Source organism: Paenibacillus cisolokensis (assembly GCF_050481165.1).
In the GTDB taxonomy this organism is placed as follows: domain Bacteria; phylum Bacillota; class Bacilli; order Paenibacillales; family Paenibacillaceae; genus Paenibacillus_AH; species Paenibacillus_AH cisolokensis.
Window position 1 is genome coordinate 1 of record NZ_JBCNFP010000094.1, and the last position, 10,773, is coordinate 10,773.

Annotated in this window: 8 protein-coding genes, 1 rRNA gene and 1 pseudogene; 9 read left to right on the forward strand and 1 reads right to left on the reverse strand. The window is 56.3% G+C overall.

Features of this window, described 5'->3' with window-relative positions:
* The first annotated feature begins 833 nt into the window (after nucleotides 1-833).
* The 7 genes and pseudogenes from gatC (at nucleotide 834) to ABEV74_RS15725 (ending at nucleotide 8,852) form a co-directional block, all read left to right on the forward strand.
* Nucleotides 834-1,121, forward strand: a complete 288-nt coding sequence (gene gatC, locus ABEV74_RS15695) for an Asp-tRNA(Asn)/Glu-tRNA(Gln) amidotransferase subunit GatC (protein ID WP_430147346.1) — start codon at nucleotides 834-836, stop codon at nucleotides 1,119-1,121.
* A 32-nt stretch (nucleotides 1,122-1,153) separates the two neighbouring features.
* Nucleotides 1,154-2,611, forward strand: a complete 1,458-nt coding sequence (gatA, locus tag ABEV74_RS15700) for an Asp-tRNA(Asn)/Glu-tRNA(Gln) amidotransferase subunit GatA (protein WP_430147348.1) — start codon at nucleotides 1,154-1,156, stop codon at nucleotides 2,609-2,611.
* Nucleotides 2,612-2,653: 42 nt separating this feature from the next.
* On the forward strand, nucleotides 2,654-4,096 hold the full coding sequence (gene gatB / locus ABEV74_RS15705) for an Asp-tRNA(Asn)/Glu-tRNA(Gln) amidotransferase subunit GatB (RefSeq protein ID WP_062495278.1): 1,443 nt from the start codon (nucleotides 2,654-2,656) through the stop codon (nucleotides 4,094-4,096).
* A 184-nt stretch (nucleotides 4,097-4,280) separates the two neighbouring features.
* Nucleotides 4,281-4,559, forward strand: a complete 279-nt coding sequence (locus tag ABEV74_RS15710) for an MgtC/SapB family protein (protein ID WP_430147351.1) — start codon at nucleotides 4,281-4,283, stop codon at nucleotides 4,557-4,559.
* The gene (locus tag ABEV74_RS15715; protein ID WP_430147354.1) at nucleotides 4,538-6,478 is read left to right on the forward strand and encodes a DUF4097 family beta strand repeat-containing protein; all 1,941 of its coding nucleotides are present in this window, start codon (nucleotides 4,538-4,540) and stop codon (nucleotides 6,476-6,478) included. Before ABEV74_RS15710 ends, ABEV74_RS15715 begins: the two co-directional genes overlap by 22 nt.
* Nucleotides 6,479-6,580: 102 nt before the next feature.
* Nucleotides 6,581-7,015, forward strand: a complete 435-nt coding sequence (gene perR / locus ABEV74_RS15720) for a peroxide-responsive transcriptional repressor PerR (protein ID WP_062495273.1) — start codon at nucleotides 6,581-6,583, stop codon at nucleotides 7,013-7,015.
* Nucleotides 7,016-7,329: 314 nt separating this feature from the next.
* Nucleotides 7,330-8,852, forward strand: a pseudogene (locus tag ABEV74_RS15725) (glycosyl hydrolase family 18 protein).
* 132 nt (nucleotides 8,853-8,984) lie between these two features.
* Here the strand turns inward: ABEV74_RS15725 and ABEV74_RS15730 are convergent.
* Nucleotides 8,985-9,410 carry a YgzB family protein gene (locus ABEV74_RS15730; protein ID WP_062495269.1) on the reverse strand — a complete coding sequence of 142 codons (426 nt, stop codon included), beginning with the start codon at nucleotides 9,408-9,410 and terminating at the stop codon, nucleotides 8,985-8,987.
* A 117-nt stretch (nucleotides 9,411-9,527) separates the two neighbouring features.
* On the opposite strand from ABEV74_RS15730, the gene ABEV74_RS15735 reads away from it, so the two are divergent.
* Nucleotides 9,528-10,418 carry a nucleotidyltransferase-like protein gene (locus ABEV74_RS15735; RefSeq protein WP_213527841.1) on the forward strand — a complete coding sequence of 297 codons (891 nt, stop codon included), beginning with the start codon at nucleotides 9,528-9,530 and terminating at the stop codon, nucleotides 10,416-10,418.
* A 251-nt stretch (nucleotides 10,419-10,669) separates the two neighbouring features.
* A 16S ribosomal RNA gene (locus tag ABEV74_RS15740) occupies nucleotides 10,670-10,773 on the forward strand; the annotation flags it as partial.

Genomic DNA, 10,773 nt, shown 5'->3' on the forward strand with positions numbered 1-10,773 from the left:
TCTTTGATGCAACGCTAGTGGCGTGTAAGGCGGAAATGATCAAAAAATCCTGCACTTTCGCAGTAATTTGAGCCTAAGACATCCGTCAGGGGAGAAAATCCTGCACTTTTGCACTATTCACCGCTCTTCAGCTGTTACCGGCGCCCCTGCCCCGCCGGAAAAGGGTCGATCGGCTAACGCCGATGGCATCGCGGCCCGCTGGTACAGCCTGCTCGGCTAACGCCGATGGCATCGCGGCCCGCTGGCACAGCCTGCTCGGCTAACGCCGGCGACATCACGGCCCGCTGGCACAGCCATCTTCGGCTAACGCCGGCGGCATCGCGGCCCGCTGGCACAGCCTGCTCGGCTAACGCCGGCAACATCACGGCCCGCTGGCATAGCCATCTTCGGCTAACGCCGGCGGCATCGCGGCCCGCTGGACATAGCCTGCTCGGCTAACGCCGGTGACATCGCGGCCCGCTGGCATAGCCATCTTCGGCTAACGCCGATAGTATCGCGGCCCGCTGGCACAGCCATCTTTGGCTGCCACCAGTGACATCGGTTCGCTGGAACAGTCCGACAGTCATATAATCGCGGCGGCCACTCTTCCGCCCCAATGTCCGGTGGCGGACGAGACTGCATAAGACAAAAAAGAAGGGGCGGTCCCTAGGTCATTCAAGACCTTTTGGGACAGCCCCTTCTTCATGCCGGGAAGTCCGCCGGATGCGCGCACGTTCTCATGTCCGCTCCGTCTTGTGACCGTTCCGTCTTAAGTCTGCTTCATCTCGTTGAGTTCGTCCCCCATCTTCGTCTATAATAGGTAGAATGAGCAGAAGCAAAAGGAGGAATGACGGATGAGCATTACGGTAAAGGATGTCGAACATGTCGCCGATCTGGCTCGACTCGAGCTGTCCGATCAGGAAAAAGCGTTGTTTACGGAACAGCTGAACGCCATTCTGAAATATGCGGAGAAGTTGGGCGAGCTCGACACGGACGATGTGGAGCCGACGAGCCATGTGCTGCCGCTCGCGGATGTCATGCGCGACGATGAGGTGCGCGAATCGCTGCCGCTGGAAGCGGTTATGCGTAACGCGCCGGACGAGGAAGACGGCCAGTTCAAAGTGCCGGCCGTATTGGAATAAACGACCGTTCATGTTGAAGGGAGGAACGACTGTTGGCACTGTTTGACATGCGCCTGCAGCAACTGCACGAACAATTACACGACAAGGAGCTGTCGGTCGCCGAGCTGGTAGACGAATCCTACTGCCGGATCAAGGAGACGGACCCGTCCATCCGGGCCTTTATTACATTGAATGAGGAGCAAGCGCGGGAGCAGGCCGCCGAGCTGGACCGGCAGCTCGCCGCCGGGGCGGAACGCGGACTGCTGTTCGGGCTTCCGGCCGGCATCAAGGACAATATCGTCACCGAGGGGCTGCTGACGACCTGTGCAAGCCGCTTTCTGAGCAATTACAATCCGATCTATGACGCGACCGTCGTCAAAAAACTGAAATCCGCCCAGTCCGTCACCGTCGGGAAGCTGAATATGGACGAATTCGCGATGGGCGGCTCGAACGAAAACTCCGGGTTCTTCCCGACCCGCAACCCGTGGAACACCGATTACGTCCCCGGCGGCTCCAGCGGCGGCTCGGCCGCTTCGGTCGCGGCCGGACAAGTCTATTTTGCGCTCGGTTCGGACACCGGAGGATCGATCCGCCAGCCTGCCGCCTACTGCGGAATTGTCGGGCTGAAGCCGACCTACGGGCTCGTGTCCCGGTTCGGCCTCGTCGCGTTCGCGTCTTCGCTGGATCAGATCGGACCGCTGACGAAGAACGTCGAAGACGCCGCTTACGTGCTGCAAGCGATCGCGGGCTACGATCCGATGGATTCGACGTCGGCAAATGTGGACATCCCGGACTATGTTTCCGCTTTGACCGGGGACGTCAAAGGCATGCGGATCGGGGTGCCGAAGGAATATATGGGTCAAGGCATCGATCCGAAGGTGAAGGAAGCAATTTTGGCGGCGTTGAAAGTATTCGAAGGGCTCGGCGCGACCTGGGAGGAAGTGTCCCTGCCGCATACGGAATACGCGGTGGCGACGTACTACCTGCTCGCTTCGTCCGAAGCGTCATCCAATCTTGCCCGGTTTGACGGCGTCCGCTACGGCGTCCGCGCCGACAATCCGGACAATCTGCTGGATCTGTACCGCAAATCGCGCAGCCAGGGCTTCGGTCCGGAAGTCAAGCGCCGCATTATGCTCGGCACGTATGCGCTCAGTTCCGGCTATTATGACGCTTATTATTTGAAAGCGCAAAAAGTGCGCACCCTGATCAAGCGCGATTTCGACAACGTGTTCGCCAATTATGACGTCATTATCGGGCCGACGGCGCCGACGACGGCGTTCCGCATCGGCGAGCAGATCGGCGATCCGCTCACCATGTATTTAAATGATATTTGCACGATCCCGGTCAGCCTTGCCGGCGTTCCGGCCATCAGCGTGCCGTGCGGCATGGCCGACGGCTTGCCGATCGGCCTGCAAATTATCGGCAAGCCTTTCGACGAGACGACCGTGCTGCGTACGGCTCACGCCTTCGAGCAGCATACCGACCATCACAAGCGGCGCCCGCAGCTGTAAGCGTGGCGAACGAAGCACGTTAGAGCAGGAGGAACGAGAACAATGTCTGAAGCAATAGCATACGAGACGGTGATCGGCCTCGAAGTGCACGTCGAGCTGCATACGAAGAGCAAAATTTTTTGCGGCTGCTCCACGTCCTTCGGCGCGCCGCCGAATACGCATACTTGTCCGATCTGCCTCGGGCATCCGGGCGTGCTGCCGGTGTTGAACCGGCAAGCCGTCGAATACGCGATGAAGGCGGCGATGGCGCTCAACTGCACGATCGCCGATGTCAGCAAATTCGACCGGAAAAACTATTTTTACCCCGATTCACCGAAAGCGTATCAGATTTCCCAGTACGACCAGCCGATCGGCCGGGATGGCTGGATCGATATCGAAGTTAACGGCCAGACGAAGCGGATCGGCATTACGCGGCTTCATTTGGAAGAGGACGCGGGCAAGCTGACGCATGTAAGCGGCGGACAAGCTTCGCTCGTCGACTTCAACCGGGTCGGCACGCCGCTGCTCGAGATCGTTTCCGAGCCGGATATCCGATCGCCCGAAGAAGCGAGAGCGTATCTGGAAAAGCTGAAGGCGATCATGCAGTACTGTGACGTTTCGGACGTCAAGATGGAGCAGGGCAGCCTGCGCTGCGACGCGAACATCAGTCTGCGTCCTTATGGCCAGAAGGAGTTCGGCACCAAGACGGAACTGAAGAACATGAACTCCTTCCGCGGCGTGCAGCGGGGACTTGAATACGAGCAGTGGCGGCAGGCCGACGTGCTCGACAGCGGCGGCCGCGTCGTTCAGGAGACGCGCCGCTGGGACGAAGCGCAAGGGCGCACGGTGTCGATGCGCAGCAAGGAAGAGGCGCATGACTACCGCTACTTCCCCGATCCCGATCTGGTTAAACTGATCATCGACGACGAATGGAAAGCGCGCGTACGCGCGACGATCCCTGAGCTGCCGGATGCCCGCAAGGCGCGCTACACGACCGATTACGGCCTCTCTTCCTATGATGCGGAAGTGATTACGTCTTCGAAGAAGCTGGCGGATTTGTTCGAGGAGAGCCTGGCATACACGAAAGACGCCAAAGCGGTGGCCAACTGGATCATGGGCGATCTGCTCGGCCATCTGAATGCGAACAATCTGGAAATCGGCGACGTGCCGATCACCGGTCAAGGTCTCGGAGAAATGATCGGATTGATCGAGAAAGGAACGATCAGCAACAAAATCGCCAAGACCGTCTTCAAGGAAATGCTCGAGTCGGGCAAGCTCCCGCAGCAGATTGTCGAGGAAAAAGGGCTTGTGCAGATCAGCGACGAAGGCGCCATTCGCGAAATTGTAAATCGAGTCGTCGAGGCGAACCCGCAATCGGTAGAAGATTACAAGGCCGGCAAGCAAAAGGCGATCGGTTTCCTTGTCGGACAAGTCATGAAAGAAACGAAAGGCAAAGCGAACCCCGGACTTGTCAACCAGCTGCTTGCGGAACGGTTGAACGGTTAGACTTCCGGCGTATAAGGCTGCAGGCCGATAGAAGAGAAGATGCCCCGCTCAAGAAGCGGCGGCATCTTTTTACTTTTTCTATATCCCGTTTTCTAGTATGATACAGACAAGCCGGTACCAAGCTGCGCGTATAGTAATGGAGACATACGATTCGTGCATAAGAGGAAAGGCAGGGGATTCGTCTATGACACTTGGCTCTTGCTTGCTGACGCTGCTTTTCAGTTGCGGCTTCCCGGCTTTCGCCGGCAAGTCGAACGGCCGGGCCGACCTGGCGGCAGTCATTACCGGTATCGGATTTTCGGGCGAGGGGACGATAATGAATACGGGAAAGTCGAGCATCGGTCCGACAGCGGCTTCTTCCTCGGAGGCTGCTGCGGCGATCGTGTCCAAGCGGCAAACGGTTCCCGCGCCGTTGGATAAAATCAAGCATCCCGGAGGCGCTTGCGCCGTGAGCTCGGTATGAAGGGCGTCATGCCGCCGGAAGGCACGCGGGAGAAAAGCCGGTTAGCCGCAGGACTGCTCGCATTTTTCGTTCCCGGAGCCGGTCATTTGTATCTCGGATATTATGCCAAAGGCATTCTGCTGCTTGGGGCGCTGCTGCTCGACATCGCGACGATGATTCGTTTGGCCGATTCAGCGGGCGGCCGGCATTTGCTGCTTATCGTGTATTTGGGTCTTGCCTTGCCTGTTCTTTATTTTTACAGTGTGTTCGATACGCTTCAATTGACGGCTAGTCCGGCCGCGAAATCGCCGGTGAGAGAAGAACGGCCTTCCCCGGCGACCGTTATTATACAGGGACTGGCTGTTTTGGCGACCGGGGCATTGCTGCTATTCATCGTTCGGATGCCCGGCGAATTCATTCCGCTGTTCGACCGTGCGGCCGATTATGCACCCGGTATCGGACTTTTGATAATAGCAGCCCTGTTATGCGTACGTCCGGGCAGCCGCGTTCCGCGTCTCGGCCGATTGACTTCAATCCTGCTGATTGTATCGGTTGCGGTTTTGCTTCTGTGGGACCGTGCCCAAAACCGCAACGATCTGGTGCTGCTGGAACAATGGTGGCCTGCCGTTTTTTTGCTGCTCGGGCTCGAATTTGTCGGATATGGCGTTTGGCACGCCTATCGGCGCCGGCCGCTCCGGCTGTCGTTCGATGCGGCTGCGGGGGTTTTGGCTTTTGTCATTGCGGCGGCGGCATACGGGGTGACGCAATATGCTGCGCTGCCTTTCCGCTGGCTCGATCAATGGAATGTGGATATTGCCGGGCTGGGGGATCTGGGGGAAGAGAAAGGCTTCCGGTATGTCCTGCCGTCAACCGCCAAGCCGCTCGGTCCGGAGACGAAAACGATCGCGATCGACAATCCTAACGGAGAAGTGACCGTACGGGCGGGCGAAGGCGATGAAGTGCGGGTGGAGGCGGTGCTCTGGGTCGATTTGCCGGATAAAGCCGCGGCGGATGCCGTAGCCGACCGGTCACGCATAGAACTTGCGGCAGGCGAAGAATTCCGGATCGAAGCGAAAGGCGAGCTTTACGGGGCGAACGGAAGCCGCACCCCCCGCATAAATATGAAAGTGACGCTGCCGGCGGATAAACTGGACGCTTACGCCAGCTTAAGCGGCCATACTGCCGCGGGCGGCGAAAGTTCGGCGGCGGAAACACCGGAACGGGAAGCGGACGGGCTGCCATCGCCCGATCCGGCGAACGGACCGGAGCCGGATGAAACGGCCGGAACAGACGAGGCGGCGGAAACACCGCTGTCGGAAGAGGCGAAGCCGCTCGCGTTGTACGTTCAGACCGGCAGCGGGACGTTGAGCGTGAAAGGATTGACGCTGCCCGGCGGATTGACCGCTCGTAATGCCAGCGGCGAAATTCAAATATCGCAAATTACCGGCGATGTCCATGCCGCGACGAAGAACGGCGGTATAACGGTCAGCCGCGTGCAGGGCAGTGCCGAATTGCAAACGGCGAACGGAGCGATCGCCGCATCCCGCATAAGCGGGGACGTGAACGCTTCGACGACGAACGGGGCCATTCAACTGACGCGAATCGACGGCAACGTCGCGGTCGATGCGAAGAACGGCCGGATCGGCATTAAGGAAGCGGCACGCACCGTCAAAGCCTATACGTTAAACGGCAGCATCAGCGCTGCAAGCTCCGTTGTCGGCGGCAATTGGGACATTGACAGCTCGGTGGGCGAAATAAGCCTCGAACTGCCGGAAGACGGCAGCTATTCGATTTACGGCTCGGTCACCTTCGGCAGTATCGAAACGGAATTGCCGTTCGCAGTCAGCCAAAAAACGGTGCAGGGCGCGATCGGCGACGGCGTTTACCGCATTAATATCGATGCCAATAACAGCATCTTCATAAAAAGGTACATCCCGTAAAACATGAGAAATCAGGGAAGTTGCGTTGACAAAAGAGGAAAAATGCACGTACAATAACGTTAACTACACACAACGTTTACTACGAGAAAGGCGTGAGGGGAAATGGGTGCCAAAGTCGAACAAGCGCTTGAACAACTGAAAATGAACGGCGTTCGTATGACCCCGCAGCGTCACGCCATCCTGAGCTATTTAATGAATTCGATGACACATCCGACGGCTGATGAAATTTACAAAGCTTTGTCTCCGTCTTTTCCGAGCATGAGCGTTGCAACGATTTACAATAATTTGCGGCTGTTTGTTGAGGCCGGACTTGTCAGGGAATTGACTTACGGCGACGATTCCAGCCGTTTTGACGCTGACTTGTCAGACCACTATCATGCAATATGCAAGTCGTGCGGACAAATTGTCGACTTCGATTATCCGCCGCTGCTGGAAGTGGAGAGAGCGGCCTCCCGCGAAACTGGCTTTCTGGTGGAAGGCCATCGGATGGAAATTTACGGTTTATGCTCCAACTGCAAATCGGTCCACAAAAACTGAAAGGTTGTCGTAACGTATAGACAGGAGGGCGGTTCGCGGCGCTTGAACGCGCAGATCGGCTGGTAGGAACCATGCCGGCTGCGCGTTTTCATTTTTTTGTCCGGGACAGGAGGTTGAAGGCAGAGGTGAAGGTCCGTTACACTCGCCGCAGATCGCGGCGAAGGGGCGGCAGATGGAGAAATTTGATGACGTTTTGCGGCTTGATGGCTCTCGCATTCGGTATTTGGATTATTTATTTGAAATTTGTCCCGAATTTTTCGTACTTTGATATCGACTACGGAGTGGAGCATCCGATCGTTTTCAACGGCGAATTGATGAAGGAAGGCGCCGTATTGGAAAATGGCGAGCCGAAGCTTCCGTTATCGGTCGCGCAGCTGGCCGCCGGGTCCAAGGAATCGATCCGGTATGAAGAACAATCCGGCTCGATTATTATGACGACTTCCGATAAAGTATTGCGCATGAAGACCGAGGCGCTTACCGCCGCCTTGAATGAAAAACCGCTTGAGCTGCGTTTCGCCGCGGAAGCGCGCGACGGCACCGTTTATTTGCCGATAGAACCGCTCGAGCAGTTATATGGACTGTACGCGGAAGTGGCGGAGTCGACGGGCATTGTGACCGTTCTTGCGGCGGGACAGGCGGTTCAGCTGGCCGAAGCCGTTGAAGAGGCGAAAATGCGCAGCGAGCCGACGATCAGGGCGCCGATCGTTGAAGCACTGCCGGCGAACGCCGTCTTCCGGGTATGGGGAGAGAAGGACGGATGGTACCGGCTGCAAAGCCCGGGAGGCTATATCGGTTACATCTCCAAACGGGATGTGAAGCTGCGGGAAGCGGAAAAGATACCGGAGCCGGAAAGAAGCGAGCCATTTGTCGCCTGGAACAAGCCGGGACAGAAAATCAATATGACCTGGGAAGCGGTTTATAATCGCAATCCCGACCCGTCCAAGATCGGACCGCTGCCCGGCGTAAACGTCGTCAGCCCAACCTGGTTCGAACTGCTGGACGGGGACGGCAAAATCCGCAGCAAAGCGGATGCGGCCTATGTCAGATGGGCGCACCGCAACAACAAGCAGGTGTGGGGCCTGTTCAGCAACGGTTTCGAACCGGAGCGGACGACCGAAGCGCTGGCCGATGCGGACACCCGGTTTTCCATGATCAAGCAGTTGCTCGCCTATGCGAAAATGTTCAATTTGCAAGGAATCAATATTGATTTTGAAAATGTTTATACGAAGGACAAGGAAAATCTCGTTCAATTCGTGCGGGAGCTGACGCCGCTTCTGCATGAACAAAACCTGGCTGTGTCGATCGATGTGACGCCCAAATCGAACAGCGAAATGTGGTCGGCGTTTCTGGACCGCCGCGAGCTTGGCCGGATTGTCGATTATATGATCGTCATGGCGTACGACGAACATTGGGCTTCCAGTCCGAAAGCGGGGTCGGTCGCCTCGCTGCCTTGGACCGAAGCATCCGTTAAGCACATGGCGTGCCGCCGGAGAAGCTCATTCTCGGCATGCCGCTCTATACCCGCATATGGACGGAGAAGCAAGGAGAATCCGGCGTCGAAGTAAGCTCGAAAGCGGTAGGGATGGACCAGGTTGCGGACATTATAGCCCAGCGGAAGCTGAAGCCCGAATTTGACGAATCCGCCGGACAGCATTACGTCGAATATGAAGAGAACGGCGCGTTACAGCGCATATGGATCGAGGATGAGCGCTCGGCGGCGTCGAGGGTGGGGCTGGTGCGCAAATACGATCTCGCAGGCGTCGCGACCTGGCAGCGTTCATTCGGCTCGGCTGAAATTTGGCCGGCAATCGACCGGTTTCTGAAGCAAAAATCTTGATTATTGTCCGGACTCGATACTTAATCATAAAATGAACTTATCGGCTTATCATTTAAAACAGCGCAAGAACCCGTCTGCCCTTTGAGGCATGAACGGGTTCTTGCGCTTCATAGGCCGGTCGGCTTAGCCGGCTCAGGTGGTTGCTTGGGAAGATGCAGATTTGTCTGCCGGATGCGCATGGTGTTCCCCGCGGGTTTCGTCCCCGTCATCCTCTTCGACAGCCGGAATTTCCGTCGCTTTGCTGATATCATACGTCAAAATCGTTTTGCAAAACATGCACCGGTCGGTTTTGCCCAACATTTTCGTTTGCCGTCCGCATTCGGGGCATTCCAGCACCGTTGTGCTCGTCGACATCATACCGGCCCAGAAATAAACGGCGACGCTGGCCATCAGCGCGATCATGCCGAATACCATAAAAATGCCGGCAATTACTTTGCCGATCTGCGGTCCCCAAAAAACAATGCCCGCGGTGCCGACGACCATAAGGCCCATGCCGAGCAACGTGAAGACGAGGCCCCACAGCCGGAACTCGTTAAGCTTGCTTGTTTTGAAAAACATTTGGTCATCTCCCTCGATCAACACGTTTTCTGACGGTCAGGCAGGAAACGCGGTAAGCTTTGTCGAACATATTCCTTGCAGTGTTATATTATAGCCGAAACCGGGCGGTGAAGCTATATGGAGGATCAAGTGCAGTATACGAAAGAGCAATATATCGACGCTTTGAAGACGATGCCGGGCCTCGTCAGTTTGGTCATGATCGATAACCCGTACCCCTACAGTCCGATTATCGACGGCTTGGATCAGATGTTGCTGGTTATATTGGACGACGCCGTAGCGGCTACCGGTCATATCGCCCTCGAGGGCAAAAGGATGCTGGTACGGACCGTTGGGCAAACTGAACTGGAGCGATCGATCGCCAGCGGGGAACACCGCAGTTTGATCCAATGGCTGGTACGGGGAGGAATCGTTGTGGACCGGGACGGGTATTTGGAACGGCTGCGTCATAAACTTCTTCTATTTCCGGATGATTTGCGCCAGCGGAAGCAGCTTGTCGAATTTGCCGGCTTCCTGCGCACTTATTTGCAAGCCAAACAAGACCTGCAGGACAAAAATGTGCTCGATGCATACAGCCATGTCCTGAACGCCCTGCATCATTGGGCCCATATTGTGCTCATCGAAGCGGGTCACCACCCGGAACTGACCGTATGGCGGCAAATGCGCCGTTTTCATCCCGGCATCTACAAGCTGTTCGAAGAATTGACCGCCAGTCCCGAATCGCTGGAGCAGCGGGTCAAGCTTGTTTTGCTGGCGTGTGAATTTTCCGTCATGAGCAAAATGAAATCGAGCTGTTCGCTGCTGTTTCATATTCTGTCGAGCCGCAAAGAGCCTTGGAGCATTTCGGAGCTTCAGCAGCATCCGGCGATATCCGGTTTGCACGTCGATCTTTCGCTGGTCGTTCAGCAGCTTGTTAAACGGTCTTACGTGCGGGAAGTTGCGATCATGCCTGCGGAAGGCGATCCCGATGCGCTCGAACTTCGCTACAGACTTGCGGAATCCATGGCTTGACGATTTGAAATGTGTATGTTAAATTAATGCTCGTCCCTCTTAGCAAGAACGATTTCCTGAAAGATGCAATCAAATTTTTTAAAAAAAGTTCTTGCATATGCATAGGAGACTGTGATATATTATAAAAGTCGCCGCTGAAACGGCGGTGAAACGAAAGCAGCATTTGTTCTTTGAAAACTGAACAACGAGCGAACTGCCCCGTCAATGAGAATTGACGGAAGCAACAATAATGAGCACAATCAACTTTACCATTTATGGAGAGTTTGATCCTGGCTCAGGACGAACGCTGGCGGCGTGCCTAATACATGCAAGTCGAGCGGAGCTGAGGAGAAGCTTGCTTCTCTGAAGCTTAGCG